The sequence below is a fragment of the Pseudophaeobacter sp. 1A16562 genome, assembly GCF_041008785.1.
Lineage (GTDB): Bacteria > Pseudomonadota > Alphaproteobacteria > Rhodobacterales > Rhodobacteraceae > Phycobacter > Phycobacter gallaeciensis_A.
Window position 1 is genome coordinate 200,949 of the sequence record NZ_JAXGFT010000001.1, and the last position, 17,162, is coordinate 218,110.

Here is a 17,162-nt window from a genome sequence, read left to right on the forward strand (position 1 = left end):
CCGGGACCAACGACTGCGGGGGCGGGCCTCTTGCCGCCCCCGCTTTTTCTCCTGCAATGCCTGACCCACACGAGGCTCTGATGCTGAAAGCACTGGAAACTTTCCTGCTGAACCTTGCGGTGGCAGCCGTCATCGCCCTGGGGCTGATGATCACCGCCAGCGTATTTTCGCGGGCCATCTTCAACGTGGCCCTGCCCGACACGATCGTCATCGTGCGCGAACTGATGGTCGCCGCCATCGTGCTGCCGCTGGCCGCTGCCACCCTGGCGCGCAGCCACGTAGCGGTCGAATTCCTCGCCAACCGCCTACCGCCAAAGGCACAGGCCTGGCTGGCGGTCTTCGGCTCAATCGTGGGTCTCTTTGCCCTGATGCCGCTGATCTATGCGGGCGGGCGCGAATTTGCCCATAACTTTACCTCGGGCGGGTTTTTCTACGGCGATCTGGAACTGCCGAAATGGCCCGGCCGCCTGATTTTCCTGATCGGGATTTCCCTGTGCTGGCTGCGCCTTCTGGTGCTGGTGGTGCAGGACATCCGCGCCATCCGCGCGGGCGATTACAGCTTTGCCGACACACATGCCGAGGGACTGGACTGATGGACGCCTCTACGATTGGGCTGATTGCCTTTGCCGCCGTTCTGATCCTGCTGGCACTGCGGGTGCCGATCAGCTTCACCCTTGCCGCTGTGGCGGCCGTCGGCACCTTCTGCATATTCGCCTTCCGCACCGGCACCTTCATGCCGGAACGCGCCATCCGGGCGACCACCTCGATGGTGTTTTCCAACTCCTTCGACCTTATTCACTCCTATGATCTGTCGATGATACCGTTGTTCATCGCGCTGGGGCATATCGCCTATAAGGCCGATATCACCACGCGGATCTACCACGCAGCGCGGGTCTGGCTGTCGGCGGTGCCCGGCGGCGTTGCCATGGCATCAGTCATGGGCTGCGGCGGCTTTTCCGCCATCACCGGATCGTCGATTGCCTGCGCTTCGACCATGGGCCGGATCTGCACGCCGGAAATGCTGCGCATGGGCTATGACAACCGCCTGGCCACCGCATCGGTCGCAGCGGGCGGCACCCTGGGATCCCTGATCCCGCCCAGCGTTCTGTTCATCATCTACGGCATCTTCACCGAAACCTCGATCAACCGGCTGTTCGTCGCTGGCATCCTGCCCGGTCTTCTGACCCTCGCCGGTTTCGTTCTGGTGATCTTTATCTGGGTCAAACGCGACCCCGCTGCCGCCCCGGTGGACACGGCCGAGATTTCCTACGCCGACAGGTTCCGCGCCGCTGCACTGGCCTGGCCTGCCTTCGTGCTGTTCATCGTCATCATCGGCGGCATCTACGGCGGCATCTTCACCGCGACCGAGGCAGCAGCTGTCTGTCTCAGCCTTGCAGTGCTGATAGGTGTGCTGCAGCGCAAGCTGACCCTGACCTCGATCTGGGAAGCCTTCCGCGAGACCTGCCTGCAGACCGCGTCGATCTTCTTCATCGCGGCAGGGGCCAAGATCTTTGTCGCCTTCGTGGCGCTGACTGGCGTCGCCCCCGCGATTGTCGATGTGGTGACCCAGGCCGAGCTGTCGGTGTTCTGGCTGCTGCTGTCGATTGCGCTGATCTACCTGTTGCTGGGCATGTTCCTCGATCCCATCGGGATCATGGTTCTGACCCTGCCGCTGGTGGTGCCGCTGGTGGAAACCTACGGGATGGACCTGATCTGGTTCGGCGTCGTGATCATCAAGCTGTTGGAAATCGGCCTGATCACCCCGCCGGTGGGGCTCAACGTCTTTGTCATCGCCAATGTGGTGGGCAAGGACGCGCCGATTGACCGGATCTTTGCCGGAATCGCACGGTTTCTGTCCGTCGACGTCATTGTCCTGATCCTTCTGATGGCCTTTCCCGCGATTTCGTTGCTTCTACCGAACTCGATGATGTAATCCGGTCTGAAGCAAAACATGACGGGATTGACACATATGGCCAAGGAAGCTCCGACGGATCGCCGGTTTGCAACCACCCTGGCGCGCGGGATGAGTGTTCTGCGCGCCTTCAGGCCCAGCGATGACGGGCTCAGCAATCAGGAACTGTCCGAGCGCACCGGTCTGCCGAAATCCACCGTGTCGCGGCTGACCTTCACCCTGCAGGCGCTTGGCTACCTATCGCACGGGCACCGGCACGACCGCTACCGCCCCGGCCCGGCGCTGCTGGCACTTGGCAATGTGGCGGCGGCCTCGGTGTCCTTCGTCGATACCGCCACCGACATCATGCAGCCGCTGGCGGATGAAACCGGCACCCTGGTTCTAATCGGGGTGCGGGACGATCAGAAGATCCTGCTGACCAAGACCTGGCGCCCGCATCAGGCGTCATCGATCTGGCTGGAGGTCGGTCACCGTATCCCGCTGACGCACTCCTCCTCGGGGCAGGCGCAGCTCGCGGCCCAGTCGGATCGGGAATTCGCCAGCTATGTCGACACCTATGGCGAAATGGTCGAAGACTCCGACGTCACCGTAGCTAGCCTGCGCGAGGATGCCTATTCGCAGCTGGTCGCCCGGGGCTTCGTGATCGCCGGGCACGGGCTGCGCTATGCCAGTACGGTCAACGCGGTTTCCGTTCCCTTCCGCAGCCATGAATTCGACGAACCCGTGGTCTTCACCTGCGGCGCCACCCCCGAGATGCTGACGGTCGAGCGGATGGAGACCGAAGTGGGACCGAAACTGCAGGCCGCCGTGCGTACGCTAGAGCGAATGACAGGCAAAAGTCCGGCGCTTGTCCAACGCGGATAATTCCGCATATCGGAATTGTATTTTATTTATTGAAATGATCGACGGCCCTGCTAAGGTGCCGCAAAATCGGCTGCGCGCGCCCGTGTTGTGCCCGCATCATGCCCGCGACCGGCGCAGTCCAGCCCCCGCAGACCAAGGAGCCTTCAATGTCCACTGACGACCTGATCATCCATTCCGAAACCGGCCCGCAGCGCCTGATCGGCTATGTTCTGGACGTCAGCAACAGCGCAGGTAATGGCGGCGCGCGCTGCTGGCTGGACCTCAACGAAACGCACCTGAACCGCCACGGGGTTCTGCACGGCGGCATCGCCACCACGCTGCTGGACAGCGCCAGCGGCGCCACCGGCTCTATGAGCGTCGATCCCACGGGACGCGCGCCGTTTCTGACCATCTCCCTGACCACCCAGTTCATCGCCCCCGCCTATGCCGGACGGGTTACCGCAACCGGGCAGATCACCGGCGGCGGGCGCAGCACCCTGTTCATTTCCGGGCGGCTGGAGGCCGAGGACGGCACCCTGATCGCCACCTCGAACGGGGTATTTCGCCGGGTTCCCACCGACCGGCTGAACGGCGGCTCTGCTGCCAAAGACTGACCCGCGCGCACCACTCCTGAACACTCACCACTGATCCCGGACCCAGCTCATGACCGATTATACCCGCATCCACGAAACCGTTGAGCATTGGGCCGTGACCTCTCCCGAGGCGCTGGCTCTCATTGATTTCGACGGGCGCCCGCTGAGCTATGCTGAATTGCAGCAGGCCAGCAAGGACGCCGAGGCGGATCTGCGCACCGAAGGCGTGGCGCCAGGGGACCGGGTTTTGATCGTGTCGGAAAACGCGGCGGCGACTGTGGCTTTCCTGTTTGCCTGCAGCCGGATCGGCGCCTGGGCGGTTCCGGTCAATGCACGGATGAGCGCGGATGAAATCACCCGCGTCACCGCCCATGCCACCCCGCGCGTGATCGTCTTGACCACCGCCTCGTCAAAGGACGCCGCCGCCCATGCGCTCCGGCTGGAGGCACAAAGCCGTTATGGACTTTATGGTCAGGTGGCCATTGCCGTGGCTGGTCCCAGCGCGCCGGAACCGGTTCAGGACGGGCCGGAGCAGATCGCGGTCATGCTCTATACCACCGGCACCACCGGCGATCCCAAGGGCGTGATGCTGAGCCATGCGAACCTGCTGTTTGCGGGACAAGCCTCGGCCAATCTGCGCGGGATCAAGCCCGGCGATCAAGTCTATGGCGGACTGCCTGTCACCCATGTCTTTGGCCTGGCCTCGATGATCGTTGCCTCGGCCCGCGCCGGGGCTGCAGTGCGGCTGCAGGCCCGGTTCACGCCCGCCGCCCTTTATGAGGCGCTGCAGGATGGCGTCACCGTGCTGCCCGCCGTGCCTCAGATGCACGCGCTGCTGATGCAATACGCCCGCGAGCAGGGCGTCAGCAAACTCGAAGGCAGCAAGCTGCGCTATGTCTCCTCCGGGGCGGCGCCGCTGGACCCGGCCTGGAAACGCAACGCCGAGGCCTTTTACGGTCTGGCGCTGCAGAACGGTTATGGCATGACCGAATGCACCGCCGGCTTGTCGGCCACCACCAATTTGATCGGCGATCCCGACACCAGCGTCGGCACCGCCCTGCCCGGTACCGAGGCCCGCATCAAGGACGGCGCCGAAACCGGCGAGATCGAGGCCCGTGGCCCGCATGTCATGGTCGGCTATTACCGCAACCCCGAGGCCACCCGCGCCACCATCGACGCGGATGGCTGGCTCAGCACAGGTGACATCGGCCGGTTCGATGAACAGGGCCGGTTGCATATCGTCGGGCGCAGCAAGGAAATCATCATCCGCTCAGGCTTTAACGTCTACCCGCAAGAGGTCGAGGCAGCCCTGAACGATCACCCCACCGTGGTACAAAGCGCCGTGGTGGGCCGCACGGCGGATGGCAATGAAGAGGTGCTGGCCTTTGTGCAGGTGGCCGATCTTGCTGCCACCGATGAGGCCACGTTGAAGGCGCATGTGGCCGAGCGGCTGTCGGGCTACAAACGCCCCTCGCGGGTGGTACTGACCCTGCAGCTGCCTGCTGCCCCGACGGGCAAGATCCTGAAGCACAAGTTGATCGAAACCTTCGCAGCGGATTTGGACTGAGCCGCCACTGCGGTCAGCCCAGCATGGTTCAACTTTGATCCGGGCGCGGCGCGATTGCGCTGCCGTCCGAGATCAGGTCCGAAGGGTGCAGGATGACCTGATCACCGGGGGAGAGCCCTTCCAACACCTCGGCGCTGCGGTCGTTGCGGCGGCCCAGCCTCACAGCTTTGCGCCGGGCGATGCCCGCCTCATTGACAAAGACCGCCCAGCCTGCGCCCTGACGGAACACCGCGCTCAGCGGCACCGACAGGACATCCATGCCTTCCCATTCGACGATGCGCAGGAAAACGGCATAGCCATCGCCCATGCCCGCGTAGTCTTCGGGCGCAGAGGTCAGGTCGAGGATCACATCGACCCGCTGTTCCTCGATCCCGAGGGCCGAAACCTTGGTATAGGCTGCCGGTTCGATGCGCCGCACCCGCGCTTCCAGCAGCGCATCGCGGCCCCAGCGTTCCACGATGGCCCGGTCGCCTTCCTTCAGCCGCACCGCATCGGTGGACAGAAGATCGGCAACGATCTCCAGATCCTCGGGATCCCCGATGGAGATCAGCCGGGTTCCGGCCAGCACGGTCTGTTCGCTCAGCACATCGACGGTCAGCACCTGCCCCGACATCGGCGCGGTCACGGTCAGGCAGCAGGTCTGCCCCGCCTCGGCGGCGCCGGGTTCGATCAGCGCAGCGCGGGCGCGATCCAGCGTGCCCTTGGCCATTTCCAGCGCCGACACTGCCGCCGTCATCGCCGCCCGGTCGATATGCAGCTTCTGTTCGAGCTCCTCCAGCCGGGTGCGGGAAACCACGCCGCGCTGCACTAGCGTATCGGCGCGGCGGAATTCGCTTTCCGACAGAGTCAACGTTTCCGAGGCCTGGCGCATCTTGCTGCGCGCCACCGCCAGTCCTGCCTCGGCCTCGCGCACGGCGGCCTCGGCTTCGGCCTGGCTGCGCGCATCGAGCAGATTTGCGGCGGCGGGCGTCAGCACCGCCACCACGGTTTCCCCGGCCACGACACTATCGCCCACCCGCACCGGCGCGCGCTGCGCGGTGCCGGTGATCGGCGCCGCGACATCGTAGATTTCGCGGATGCGGGTCTTGCCATCGGCATTGACCGTCACCTGCAAAGGCCCTGTGCCGATCTGGTGCAGATCCACCGCCACCGGATCGGTCCGCATGGCGACAAAGGCCAAGGTTCCGGCAACCAGCGCCGCCCCTGCGGCCATGACAACGGTTCGTGTTCTCAGCATCGTCTTTCTACTCCCGCGTTTTCATGACCTGGACCAGATCCAGCCGGTCCAGTCGCCGCCGCACCAGCAGCACCGACGCCAGCGCCGCCCCCAGCACCACAAGGCTGGCCGTGGCAAAACCCGCCGGTTTCAGGACCAGTGGAATCGAATAGAGGTCACTGGACGACCCATGTGCCAGCAGCGCCGCAATCCCCGCGCCCAGAAGCCATCCGACCGGCTGGGCCAGCAGCGCCAGCAGCATGGTCTCCCCCACCAGAATGAAAGAAACCTCGGCCCGGGTGAAGCCCAGGATCCGCAGGCTGGCCAGTTCGCGGGCGCGTTCGGACATCTGGATGCGGGCGCCGTTATAGGCCACCCCAACCGTGATCAGCACCGCGATCACGCCATAGACCGTGGTCATCACGATGACATTCTCGCGGATGGTTTCGCGGAACGACTGGCGGATCTCGCTCATCATGCTGAGCCCGCTGAGCGAGGGCGTTTCCTTCAGCAGGGCGTGCAGCTCTGGCACCGCGTTCTGATCCAGCCGCAGATGCGCCACGGTGATGCGCGGCGCCTGCCGCAGCAGTGCGCTCAACGTGTCGAGGTCCATATAGGCACCGATGCCGAAATACTGTGTCACAGTGCCCGAGACCCGCACCATGTGCGTTTCGTTGCGCCCGCCCTTGAACTCGACCTCGATCACATCGCCCGCGCGCGCCTCCAGCTGCCCGGCCAAACGTTCGGACAGCAGGATGCCACCTGCAGGCGGCTCCACCACCCGGCCGTCGCCATCCAGAATGCGGGCCAGATCGGCGCCGGGGCGGCGGGCCTCGATCGAGATATCCTTGCTGAGATGACCATGGCGCAGCACCGCCGCCTGATAGAACTGCCCCTCGGCCTGCAGCACGCCGGGCAGGTTCGCCACCTCGGGCAAGGCTGTTTCCGGGATATCAGGCGTAAAGATCAGCGCCGCATCCTGCCGGTTCGCTTGATAGAAAGAGGTCTCCATGATCTCGTCCAGCGCGTCCTGGAAAAAGCCCGAGGCCACCAGCACCGACACCGCCAGCGACAGCCCCAGAATGCTGAGCCCCGAGCGCACCGGCCAGCGCACCAGACTGCGCAGGATCATCATCACCGCCTGCGAGGGACGCAGCCGGGTCAGCATCCGGTCCAGAAGGTTGCGTTTGAACCGGGGCGGCGCGGGCGGCGACATCGCCACCGCGGGCGCCATACGGGCCACATGCAGCGCGCTTTGCGCCGCGCCAAGACCCGCGGTCAGCAACGCCAGCACCCCGGACAGCGCATAGGCATCAAGCCGCGTGTGGAAGATCAGATAGGGAAATTCGAAGAACTGCGCGTAGATCTGCGCCAGCGACCGCGACAGCCAGGTGCCCGCAGCCCAGCCAATGAGCACCCCAAGGCAGGCGATCAGCCCGGCCAGCAGCAGATAATGCAGGCAGACCTCATAGTTGGAATAGCCCAGCGCCTTCAGAAGGCCGATCTCACTGCGCTCCAGCAGCACGATCCGCCCCACCACCATATTGACCAGAAAGGCGGTGATCCCAAAAAAGATCGGCGGCAGGATCAGCGCGGTATTGCGCAGCTCGCTCAGCTCGGCATCGATGAACTGATCCGACAGTTGCAGATCGCGGCCATGCGCGCCAAGCCCGCCATAGGGCGCCATAATATCGTCGATCCGGTCGATCACCTCATCCTGCCGGGCGGCGGGGTTGAGCTTGACCGACAGGCTGTTGAAGGCGCCCTTCATATCAAAGGCCGCTTCGGCCACCCGTTCCGGCAGCCAGATAATGCCAAAGGTTTCATTGTCCGGCAGCAGCGCACCGGGCCCCAGAGTATAGATGAATTCCGGCGACAGCACCGTGCCAGTCACCCGCAGGTCGCGCCGCTGGCCGTTCAGGTTGGCGCTGAACCGGTCGCCGGGGCGCAGCCCGTTGGCGCGGGCAAAGGGATCATTGATCGCCACCTCGTCCGAGGCATCCGCGTCCGGCAGGCGCCCGCTCCGCAGGAGTGGCACGTTGAGCAACGGCCCGCCATTTCCGGGCAGCGACAGCACCAGCCCCGTCACCGTCTCGACCTTCTCCGGCAGATCGAGGATGGCGTAGTGTTCGACCCGCGCCTCGGCAGCGCGCACACCGTCGATGGCCTGCACCCGCCCCATCTCGTGATCCGGCACCCGCGTTGCGCGTGCAAAGACATCGGCAAAGCGGTTTCGCTCGTAATAGGCGGCGCGGGTGTCATCCAGAGCCCGCTCCATGCCAAAGGCCATCAGCAGGATCGAAACCCCACAGGCCAACACCAGTGCAATGGCCAGCGCCTGCGCCCAAAGACGGCGGAAACTGCGCAAGAGTTTAAGATCAAGCGCCTGCATCGCCCTACCACTCGATCTCGGCAGGGGCGAGCCGGGTGGCGTTTTCCTCCACCAGACGGATCTTGCCATCCTGGAACCAGATCACCCGATGCGCCATCTGCCGGATCGCGGCATTGTGGGTGATCACCACGGTCGTGGTACCGGTGCTCTCATTGATGCGGCGCAGCGCCTCCAGCACCTGCACCCCGGTCTTGCTGTCGAGCGCCCCAGTGGGTTCATCGCACAACAGGATCTCGGGGCGTTTGGCGATGGCGCGGGCAATGGCGACGCGCTGCTGCTCGCCGCCGGACATTTCCGCCGGGAAGTGATCCATGCGGCTGCCAAGGCCGACCTCTTTCAGCGCCTCTTCGGGCGGCATCGGGTCGCGCGCCACGTCCGTCACCAGCTGCACGTTTTCCCAGGCGGTCAGACTGGGCACCAGATTGTAGAATTGAAAGACAAACCCGACGTGATCGCGCCGGAACCGGGTCAGCCCCCGGTCGCCCATGCCCGTCAGCTCCTGATCGCGGAACCAGACGCGGCCGTCGGTGGCGTGATCCAGCCCGCCAAGAATGTTCAGCAGCGTGGATTTGCCACTGCCCGACGGCCCCAGCAGCACCACCAGCTCACCAGCGTATAGTTCAAGATCGACACCCGCCAGCGCATGCACCTTTTGCTGGCCGGTATCATAGACCTTGGTCAGGTCCTTGGTTCTGAAGACGACGTCGGGCATGTTCACCTCTTGGCCCCCATCGATAGGGGCACGGCGCGCCCTGAACTTTGACATGGCTCAACCCCGAATACAAAGCCCCGGCAGATGGGCCCCCTACCGTTGCAGCGACAACGCCCGCACCTGCCCCGCAAAAGGCACGCAACGTGACGGAGGGTTCTGCCCGTCCAAAGGCTTGACGCCCCGGCGACATCGGGCAGGATCTCGCCAGAACCAGGGAGGACAGAATGACAACACAGACCGAAGCGGAGCTTTCCGCCACCATCGCCCGTGCCCGCAGCCAGCAGCTGGGCGATCTCTTGCGCCGCAGCGCCGCCCGCACGCCGCAGAAGACCGCGCTGGTGTTCCGCGGGCAGCGCGACAGCTTTGCCGAACTCGATGCAGCGGTGAACCGCGCTGCCAACGGTCTGGCCGCGCGCGGCATCACCAAGGGCGACAGGGTGGCGCTCCTGTCCCACAACAACCGCGCCTTCGTGGTGTTCCGACTGGCTCTGGCACGGCTGGGGGCGGTGACGACGCCCGTCAACTTCATGCTGAACGCCGAAGACGTGGCCTATATCCTCGATCACTCCGGCGCACGTGCCATCATCGCCGAGGACGCGCTCTGTGCCACTGCCGATGCGGCGCTCGCCCAGCTGGAACAGCCGATGCTGTTCCGCCTGTCGATTGCCCATGCCGCCGACGCGGTTCCCGCAGGCTGGGAAGCCGCCGAGACCGTGCTGGAGCATACCGACGACAGCGCGCCGTATGTGGAGATCGCGGGCGATGATCCGATCCAGATGATGTATACCAGCGGCACGGAATCCCGGCCCAAGGGCGCGCTGCTGTCCTCGGACGCGCTTTATGCGCAATACGGCAGCTGCATCAGCGATGGAGAGATGGCTGCCGACGACATCGAGCTGCACTGCCTGCCGCTGTTCCACTGCGCGCAGTTGGACTGTTTCCTGACACCCGACATGTATCTGGGTGCCACCAGCATTCTGATGGAGGCCGCCGATCCGGGCAAGATGCTGGAAGCCATCGCCGCCGAGGGCGTCACCAAACTGTTCTGCCCCCCCACCGTCTGGATCGCGCTGCTGCGCCACCCGGATTTCGACAAGACCGACCTCAGTTCCCTGCGCAAGGGCTATTACGGTGCCTCGATCATGCCCACGGCAATCATCGAGGAGCTGACCAGCCGCCTGCAGAACCTGCGCCTGTTCAATTTCTACGGCCAGACGGAAATGGCCCCTGTCGCCACCATCCTGCTGCCGCATGAACAGCTGAGCAAGCTCGGCTCGGCCGGTCGGCCCGCGCTGAACGTCGAAACCCGCGTGGTCGATGACGATGGCAACGACCTGCCCGTTGGCGAAGTCGGCGAAATCGTGCACCGCAGCCCGCATCTGATCCTTGGTTACTACAAGGACCCCGCCAAGACCGCCGAAGCCTTTCAGGGCGGCTGGTTCCATTCCGGCGATCTGGGCCGTTTTGACGAGGAAGGCTACCTCTATGTGGTCGACCGCAAGAAGGACATGATCAAGACCGGCGGTGAAAACGTCGCCAGCCGTGAGGTGGAGGAAGCCATCTTCCGCCATCCCGCCGTGGCCGAGGTCGCGGTCTTTGGTATTCCGCACCCCAAATGGATCGAGGCGGTAACCGCCGTGGTGGTGGCCAAACCGGGCGAAGACACCAGCATAGAGGCGCTGATGGACTATTGCCGTGAAAACCTGGCCCATTTCAAAAGCCCCAAGCATATCGCCCTGGTCGAGGCGCTGCCCAAGAACGCCAGCGGCAAGATCCTGAAGCGCGACCTGCGGATCGCATACGCGGGCGTCTTTGAAGAAGAGAGTGCCTGACCAGTAGATCCAGGCCCCCAGACCCCGCCCGAACCATGGGCGGGGCGCCCCCCATCCGCATCCTCCATATGACGCTTTGAGTGGCGAAAATTCTTGCCTTTGCCCACAAATTAGGCGAAGGCTCAGAAGGATACATGTCCAACATATGACCGCTTGCCTGATCGGCGCGGTGTTTCTACCGATTGGACAATTGTCCCGTGTTTCAGGGGCTTATTCAACAGGGGGATTGTTCCATGACAAATGAATTCAAGGGCGCCGTATCGCGCCGCCAGTTCCTGGCCACCAGCGCTGCCGCTGCTCTGACCGCAGGCGCCGTTGCCGCGCCTGGCCGCCTGATGGCCTCTGAGCCGCTGAAAGTTGCGGGCATCTATACCGTGCCGGTCGAACAGCAATGGGTCAGCCGTATCCATGTGGCCGCCCTGACCGCGCAGGACCGCGGCGACATCAGCTATACCTATTCCGAGAACACCTCGAACTCGGACTATTCCCGCGTGATGCGCGAATATGCCGAACAGGGCTACCAGCTGATCATCGGTGAAATCTTCGGTGTCGAAGCCGAAGCGCGCGAAGTTGCCGCCGAATACCCCGATGTGGCCTTCCTGATGGGCTCTTCCTTCAAGGAAGACCCGGCAATCCCGAACCTGTCCGTTTTTGACAATTATATTCAGGATGCCTCCTATCTTTCCGGCATTATCGCGGGCGCAATGTCGAAATCCGGCAATATCGGCATGGTCGGCGGCTTCCCGATCCCGGAAGTAAACCGCCTGATGCACGCCTTCATGGCCGGTGCGCGGGAGATGAACCCCGAGATGAAGTTCCAGGTCTCCTTCATCGGTTCCTGGTTCGATCCGCCGAAAGCCAAGGAAACCGCATTCGCCATGGTCGAGAACGGCGCCGACATCCTTTATGCCGAACGCTTTGGCGTGTCGGACGCGGCCAAGGAAAAGGGCCTTCTGGCCATCGGCAACGTCATCGACACCCAGTCGGATTACCCCGAAACCGTGGTTGCCTCGGCGATCTGGCATTTCGAACCGACGCTGGATGCGGCCATTGCAGCGGTCAAGGACGGCAGCTTTACCGCCGCTGACTACGGCATGTATTCCTTCATGAAGGAAGGCGGCTGTTCGCTGGCGCCCTATGGCACCTTCGAAGGCAAGATCCCGCAAGAGGCGCTGGATCTGGTTGCCTCCCGCACCGCCGCGATCAAGGACGGTTCCTTCACCGTTGCGATCAACGACGAAGAACCCAAATCCTCCTGATACGGGCCTTTCGGCTATGACAGAAACAGACAAGGCGCAGGTTGTCCTGCGCCTTCAGAACATTACGAAACGGTTCGGTCCCGTCACCGCCAACGAAGACGTCAGCTTTTCCCTGCACCGGGGTGAGGTGATCGCGCTTTTGGGGGAAAACGGCGCGGGCAAGACCACGCTGATGAACATCCTGTTCGGCCAGTACACCGCCGATGAAGGATCGGTGGAGCTGTTCGGCCAGCCCCTGCCCGCGGGCAATCCGCGCGCGGCGCTGGATGCGGGTGTCGGCATGGTGCACCAGCATTTCACCCTCGCGGGGAACCTGACGGTCTGGGAAAACATCGTGCTGGGTGTTGATGCCCTTAGCGCTGCCAGCCTGAGGCCCGCCGCCGCCAAGGCGCGCATCCGCGACCTGTCGGAACGCTTCCACCTGAAGGTCGATCCCGACGCCAAGGTGGGACGCTTGACCGTCGGCGAGCGTCAGCGGGTCGAGATCCTGAAGGCGCTTTACCGCGATGCAAAGATCCTGATCCTGGACGAGCCCACTGCGGTTCTGACCCCGCAAGAGGCCGACGCGCTGTTCGCCACCCTGCGCGAAGCGATTGCCTCGGGGCTGTCCGTCATCTTCATTTCCCACAAATTGCACGAGGTCATGGCGATTTCCGACCGCGTGCTGGTGCTGCGCCATGGCCGCCTGGTGGCCGAGCGCGCCACCACAGACACCAATGGCGAGGAACTCGCCGCGCTGATGGTCGGCGCAGAGGTTAGCGCGCCCAGCATTGCCCCCGCTACCCCCGGCGCGCCGCTGCTGTCCTTGCGCGAAGTCACCACGCCGGGCGCCGGATCGGCGCCGGGGCTGGCACGGGTGGCGCTGGACCTGCGCGCAGGCCAGATCACCGGCCTTGCCGGGGTATCTGGCAATGGGCAGGCGGCGCTGTCGGATCTGATTTCCGGCCTCATCGCCCCATCCAGCGGCAGCATCACCCTGCACGGGCAAGCACCGCAGGGCTGGTCGCCCCGCGCCGCCATCGCCAACGGCGTCGCCCGCATTCCCGAGGACCGGCACAAGACCGGCACCATCGCCGATTTCGACCTGACCGAGAACGCGATCCTCGAAACCTACGCTACCCGGTTCAGCCAGCGCGGCTGGATGAACTGGAAAAAAGCGCGCGCCTTTGCCGAGAGCCTGATCAAGGGCTACGACATCCGCTGCCCGGGGCCGGATATCCGCATTCGCCTGTTGTCGGGCGGCAATATGCAAAAACTAATTCTCGGCCGGGTGCTCGAAGGCGCACCGGATATCATCCTCGCCAACCAGCCGGTGCGGGGGCTGGACATCGGCGCGGTGAACTACGTGCATGAACAACTGGCCAAGGCCCGCGACCGCGGCGCCGCCGTTCTGCTGATCTCCGAGGACCTCGATGAAATCATGCGCCTGTCGGATGTGATCCACGTGATTTCCGAAGGGCGGCTCAGCCCGGAATTTGCCCGTGGCACCATGCGCCCCGAGGATCTGGGCCGCTGGATGGCAGGCGAAGGCTTTGACAAGGACATAACCGATGCGGCTTGAACCCATTGCTGCGCCCTCCCTTGGGCGGCGCGTGTTGCCGCCAGCGCTGGCCATCGCCGCGACCTTTGTGGTGGCGGCCCTGCTGGCGATGATCGCGGGCGGCAACCCCTTTGCCGTCTTTGGCCTGATCCTGAAAGGCGCCTTCGGATCCAAGTTTGCCATTCTGGAAACGCTGAACAGCGCAACACCGCTGATCTTTACCGGGCTGGCCATCGCGGTGGCGTTCCGGGCCAAGCTGTGGAACATCGGTGCCGAGGCGCAGCTTTATGCGGGTGCGGTGATCACGGTGGTTCTGGGGACAGGTGCGATGTCCCTGCCCGCGCCGCTGATGCTTGCACTTTGCGCCATAGCCGCGATGCTGGCCGGGGCGCTGATCCTCTTGGGCCCTGCCCTCCTGAAAACCCGGCTGGGGGTCGATGAGGTGGTGACAACGCTACTCCTCAACTTCATTTTCCTGTTGTTTGTCAGCTACCTGCTCGAAGGACCGTTGAAGGATCCCATGGGCATGGGCTGGCCCAAATCCGCGCGACTGCTGCCAGAGGCTCGCCTGCCCCGCATCGTCGAGGGGCTGCGCCTGCACTGGGGCTTTGCGCTGGCACTGATCGCGGCCCTTGGCGTCTGGGTGATCAACACCCGCACCACGCTGGGCTATGAAATGCGCGCCGTCGGCCAGAACGCCGAGGCCGCCGGTTTCGCCGGCATCCCGGTCACCAAGGTGATCCTCAAAACCGCACTGCTATCCGGTGGCCTTGCCGGTCTTGCGGGCTTTTCCGAGGTCTCGGGCCTCAAGGGGTCTCTGACGCTCGATCTTAGTCCCGGCTTTGGCTACACCGGCATCGTGGTCGCCATGCTGGCGCTGCTGCACCCGCTGGGCGTGGTTGTCGCCGCGCTGTTCGTGGCCGCCATCTTTGTCGGCGCCGACAGCATGAGCCGCGCCGCAGGCGTGCCCAGTTACCTTGCCGATATCATGCTCGCCTCGGCCCTGTTGTTCATGGTGCTAGCGATCCTTCTCACCAAATTCCGCCTGCGGAGGGACTGACATGGATCTCATCGACATCCTGCTGTCGGCCAGTTTCTGGGCTGCAGCCATCCGCATCGCATCGCCGCTGATCTTTGCCACCATCGGAGAGCTGATCTGCGAACGCGCGGGCGTTCTGAACCTCGGCATCGAGGGCATCATGGTCGCGGGCGCATTTGCAGGCTGGATCGCGGTCTGGGGCGGCCTGCCGCTTTGGGGCGGGGTCGCGGTGGCCATGCTGACCGGCATGATGCTGGGGCTGGTGCATTCGGTGTTTTCCGTGCCCTTTGGTCTGTCGCAGCACGTGGTCGGGGTCGGGCTGACGCTGTTGGCGACCTCGCTGACCTTCTATACCTACCGGGTGATCCTGCCCGAGGTGTCTTCGCCGCCGAAAATCACCGCTTTTCAACCCTATGAGATCCCGCTTCTGTCAGATCTGCCCCTCGTAGGCCCTGCGCTGTTCTCGCAAACGCCGCTCACCTATGCCGCCTTTGTGCTGGCGGGGCTGACGGCGCTGGTGCTGTACCGGACGCCGCTGGGCCTTGCGGTGCGGGCAGCCGGGGAAAACCCGCAGGCTGTGGCGGCGCAGGGCCTGTCGGTCACCGCGATCCGCATGGGCGCGGTGGTGGTCGGCTCGGGCTTCATGGCCATTGGCGGCGCCTTCCTGACGCTGTCGGCCTTTGACAGTTTCTTCTTTGACATGGTGAACGGGCGCGGCTGGATCTGTATCGCGCTGGTGGTCTTTGGCGCCTGGAAGCCGGGCAAGGCGGTGCTGGGCGCGGTGCTGTTTGCCGCCTTTGACGCCCTGCAAATCCGCCTGCAACAAACCGGCATCGGCGCGGTGGTGCCCTATCAGGTCTTCCTGATGATGCCCTATATCCTGTCCATTCTGGCGCTGGTGGTGATGTCCCGCCGCGCCGAGATCCCGGCGGCGCTGATGGTGCCCTTCAACAAGGGGGAAAGATGATGTTCGACCTGATCGTCAAGGGCGGCACCCTGCCCGATGGAACAACCGCCGATATCGGCATTGCAGGCGGCAAGATCACCGCCATCGAGGCCCGTCTGGAGGCCGAAGCGGCTGAGGTCATCGACGCAAGTGGCGATCTGGTGGCGCCGCCCTTTGTCGATCCGCATTTCCATATGGATGCGACGCTGTCTTATGGCAAACCGCGGCTGAACGCCTCTGGCACGCTGCTGGAAGGGATCTCCCTTTGGGGGGAGCTGCGCGACATCGCCACGGTGGATGAGATGGTCGAGCGCGCCCTCACCTATTGCGACTGGGCGGCCTCCATGGGGACGCTGGCGATCCGCTCTCACGTGGATACAACGCCCGATCACCTTAATACCGTCACCGCCATGCTGGAGGTGAAGGAGAAGGTCAAAGACTACATCGACCTGCAACTGGTCGCCTTCCCGCAGGATGGCCTATACCGTACCAAGACGGGGCGCGAGAACGTGATCCGCGCGCTGGACATGGGGGTGGAGGTCGTCGGCGGCATCCCCCATTTCGAACGCACCATGGCCGACGGCGCCGAGTCGATGCGTGATCTCTGCGAGATCGCCGCGGAACGGGGCCTGATGGTCGACATCCACTGCGATGAGACCGACGACCCGATGTCCCGCCATATCGAGGCGCTGGCCTATGAGACCCAGCGGCTCGGCCTGCAGGGGCGCGTTGCGGGCAGTCACCTGACCTCGATGCATTCGATGGACAACTACTACGTCAGCAAGCTGTTGCCGCTGATCGCCGAGGCCGGGATCTCCGCGATCCCGAACCCCTTGATCAACATCATGCTGCAGGGGCGGCACGATACCTTCCCCAAACGCCGTGGCCTGACCCGCGTGAAGGAAATGCAGGCCCTTGGCATTCCCGTCGGCTGGGGACAGGACTGCGTGCTCGATCCCTGGTATTCCCTTGGCACCGGAGACATGCTGGACGTCGCCTTCATGGGGCTGCATGTGGCGCAGATGAGCCATCCGGACGAGATGGCCCGCTGTTTCACCATGGTGACCGAGGTCAACGCCCAGATCATCGGGCTGCAGGACTACGGCCTGAAGGTCGGCGCCGATGCCTCACTGGTGGTTCTGGACGCCAGCACCCCCACCGAAGCCGTCCGCCTGCGCCCCGCCCGTCTGGCGGTAGTCGCCAAGGGCAAGGTCATCGCCCGCAGCGCCCGTGGAGATGCGCGCCTAGGCCTGCCGGGACGTCCCGAGACTGTGCGGCGGCGGCATGAGGTGGGGTAGTGCGCAGAAGTAT

14 protein-coding genes are annotated in these 17,162 nt (G+C 64.2%); 11 read left to right on the forward strand and 3 right to left on the reverse strand.

Features of this window, described 5'->3' with window-relative positions:
• Positions 1-80 precede the first annotated feature (80 nt).
• From SM764_RS00965 to SM764_RS00985, 5 genes are all read left to right on the forward strand, one after another.
• Complete coding sequence (locus SM764_RS00965; RefSeq protein ID WP_369000786.1) at positions 81-593, forward strand: TRAP transporter small permease; 513 nt, start codon at positions 81-83, stop codon at positions 591-593.
• Positions 593-1,933, forward strand: coding sequence for a TRAP transporter large permease (locus SM764_RS00970; RefSeq protein WP_065272635.1), 1,341 nt, complete (start codon positions 593-595; stop codon positions 1,931-1,933). The genes SM764_RS00965 and SM764_RS00970 overlap by 1 nt, the downstream gene beginning before the upstream one ends.
• Positions 1,934-1,951: 18 nt before the next feature.
• Positions 1,952-2,776 (forward strand): IclR family transcriptional regulator, encoded by an 825-nt coding sequence (locus SM764_RS00975; RefSeq protein WP_274834541.1) that lies wholly within the window; start codon positions 1,952-1,954, stop codon positions 2,774-2,776.
• 146 nt (positions 2,777-2,922) lie between these two features.
• Positions 2,923-3,369, forward strand: a complete 447-nt coding sequence (locus SM764_RS00980; RefSeq protein ID WP_369000787.1) for a PaaI family thioesterase — start codon at positions 2,923-2,925, stop codon at positions 3,367-3,369.
• A gap of 49 nt (positions 3,370-3,418) precedes the next feature.
• On the forward strand, positions 3,419-4,915 hold the full coding sequence (locus SM764_RS00985) for a class I adenylate-forming enzyme family protein (RefSeq protein WP_369000788.1): 1,497 nt from the start codon (positions 3,419-3,421) through the stop codon (positions 4,913-4,915).
• 28 nt (positions 4,916-4,943) lie between these two features.
• Here the strand turns inward: SM764_RS00985 and SM764_RS00990 are convergent, their stop codons facing one another.
• From SM764_RS00990 to SM764_RS01000, 3 genes are read right to left on the reverse strand one after another with little or no spacing between them, the layout of a single operon-like run.
• Positions 4,944-6,152, reverse strand: coding sequence for an efflux RND transporter periplasmic adaptor subunit (locus tag SM764_RS00990; protein WP_369000789.1), 1,209 nt, complete (start codon positions 6,150-6,152; stop codon positions 4,944-4,946).
• 7 nt (positions 6,153-6,159) lie between these two features.
• On the reverse strand, positions 6,160-8,523 hold the full coding sequence (locus SM764_RS00995; RefSeq protein ID WP_369000790.1) for an ABC transporter permease: 2,364 nt from the start codon (positions 8,521-8,523) through the stop codon (positions 6,160-6,162).
• 4 nt (positions 8,524-8,527) lie between these two features.
• Positions 8,528-9,235: an ABC transporter ATP-binding protein gene (locus SM764_RS01000; protein ID WP_065273718.1), complete on the reverse strand. Its 708-nt coding sequence runs from the start codon at positions 9,233-9,235 to the stop codon at positions 8,528-8,530.
• Between the two features lie 224 nt (positions 9,236-9,459).
• Here SM764_RS01000 and SM764_RS01005 point away from each other — a divergent pair, with 224 nt between their 5' ends.
• The 6 genes from SM764_RS01005 (at position 9,460) to SM764_RS01030 (ending at position 17,149) form a co-directional block, all read left to right on the forward strand.
• Complete coding sequence (locus tag SM764_RS01005; RefSeq protein ID WP_369000791.1) at positions 9,460-11,067, forward strand: acyl-CoA synthetase; 1,608 nt, start codon at positions 9,460-9,462, stop codon at positions 11,065-11,067.
• A gap of 233 nt (positions 11,068-11,300) precedes the next feature.
• A complete protein-coding gene (locus SM764_RS01010) occupies positions 11,301-12,326 on the forward strand; it encodes a BMP family protein (RefSeq protein ID WP_369000792.1) in 1,026 nt (341 codons plus the stop codon).
• Positions 12,327-12,342: 16 nt separating this feature from the next.
• The gene (locus tag SM764_RS01015) at positions 12,343-13,887 is read left to right on the forward strand and encodes an ABC transporter ATP-binding protein (protein WP_369000793.1); all 1,545 of its coding nucleotides are present in this window, start codon (positions 12,343-12,345) and stop codon (positions 13,885-13,887) included.
• Entirely contained in the window at positions 13,877-14,926 is a 1,050-nt protein-coding gene (locus SM764_RS01020; protein ID WP_369000794.1) for an ABC transporter permease, read from the forward strand. The genes SM764_RS01015 and SM764_RS01020 overlap by 11 nt, the downstream gene beginning before the upstream one ends.
• Before the next feature lies 1 nt (position 14,927).
• On the forward strand, positions 14,928-15,872 hold the full coding sequence (locus SM764_RS01025; RefSeq protein ID WP_065272625.1) for an ABC transporter permease: 945 nt from the start codon (positions 14,928-14,930) through the stop codon (positions 15,870-15,872).
• Positions 15,872-17,149 carry an amidohydrolase family protein gene (locus tag SM764_RS01030; RefSeq protein WP_369000918.1) on the forward strand — a complete coding sequence of 426 codons (1,278 nt, stop codon included), beginning with the start codon at positions 15,872-15,874 and terminating at the stop codon, positions 17,147-17,149. Before SM764_RS01025 ends, SM764_RS01030 begins: the two co-directional genes overlap by 1 nt.
• Positions 17,150-17,162 lie beyond the last annotated feature (13 nt).

What these genes read in the sequence shown, in the direction of transcription:
- SM764_RS00965 (WP_369000786.1), top strand. Translation starts at nt 81, where the DNA reads ATGCTGAAAGCACTGGAAACTTTCCTGCTGAACCTTGCGGTGGCAGCC.
- SM764_RS00970 (WP_065272635.1), top strand. Translation starts at nt 593, where the DNA reads ATGGACGCCTCTACGATTGGGCTGATTGCCTTTGCCGCCGTTCTGATC.
- SM764_RS00975 (WP_274834541.1), top strand. Translation starts at nt 1,952, where the DNA reads ATGACGGGATTGACACATATGGCCAAGGAAGCTCCGACGGATCGCCGG.
- SM764_RS00980 (WP_369000787.1), top strand. Translation starts at nt 2,923, where the DNA reads ATGTCCACTGACGACCTGATCATCCATTCCGAAACCGGCCCGCAGCGC.
- SM764_RS00985 (WP_369000788.1), top strand. Translation starts at nt 3,419, where the DNA reads ATGACCGATTATACCCGCATCCACGAAACCGTTGAGCATTGGGCCGTG.
- SM764_RS00990 (WP_369000789.1), bottom strand. Translation starts at nt 6,152, where the DNA reads ATGCTGAGAACACGAACCGTTGTCATGGCCGCAGGGGCGGCGCTGGTT.
- SM764_RS00995 (WP_369000790.1), bottom strand. Translation starts at nt 8,523, where the DNA reads ATGCAGGCGCTTGATCTTAAACTCTTGCGCAGTTTCCGCCGTCTTTGG.
- SM764_RS01000 (WP_065273718.1), bottom strand. Translation starts at nt 9,235, where the DNA reads ATGCCCGACGTCGTCTTCAGAACCAAGGACCTGACCAAGGTCTATGAT.
- SM764_RS01005 (WP_369000791.1), top strand. Translation starts at nt 9,460, where the DNA reads ATGACAACACAGACCGAAGCGGAGCTTTCCGCCACCATCGCCCGTGCC.
- SM764_RS01010 (WP_369000792.1), top strand. Translation starts at nt 11,301, where the DNA reads ATGACAAATGAATTCAAGGGCGCCGTATCGCGCCGCCAGTTCCTGGCC.
- SM764_RS01015 (WP_369000793.1), top strand. Translation starts at nt 12,343, where the DNA reads ATGACAGAAACAGACAAGGCGCAGGTTGTCCTGCGCCTTCAGAACATT.
- SM764_RS01020 (WP_369000794.1), top strand. Translation starts at nt 13,877, where the DNA reads ATGCGGCTTGAACCCATTGCTGCGCCCTCCCTTGGGCGGCGCGTGTTG.
- SM764_RS01025 (WP_065272625.1), top strand. Translation starts at nt 14,928, where the DNA reads ATGGATCTCATCGACATCCTGCTGTCGGCCAGTTTCTGGGCTGCAGCC.
- SM764_RS01030 (WP_369000918.1), top strand. Translation starts at nt 15,872, where the DNA reads ATGTTCGACCTGATCGTCAAGGGCGGCACCCTGCCCGATGGAACAACC.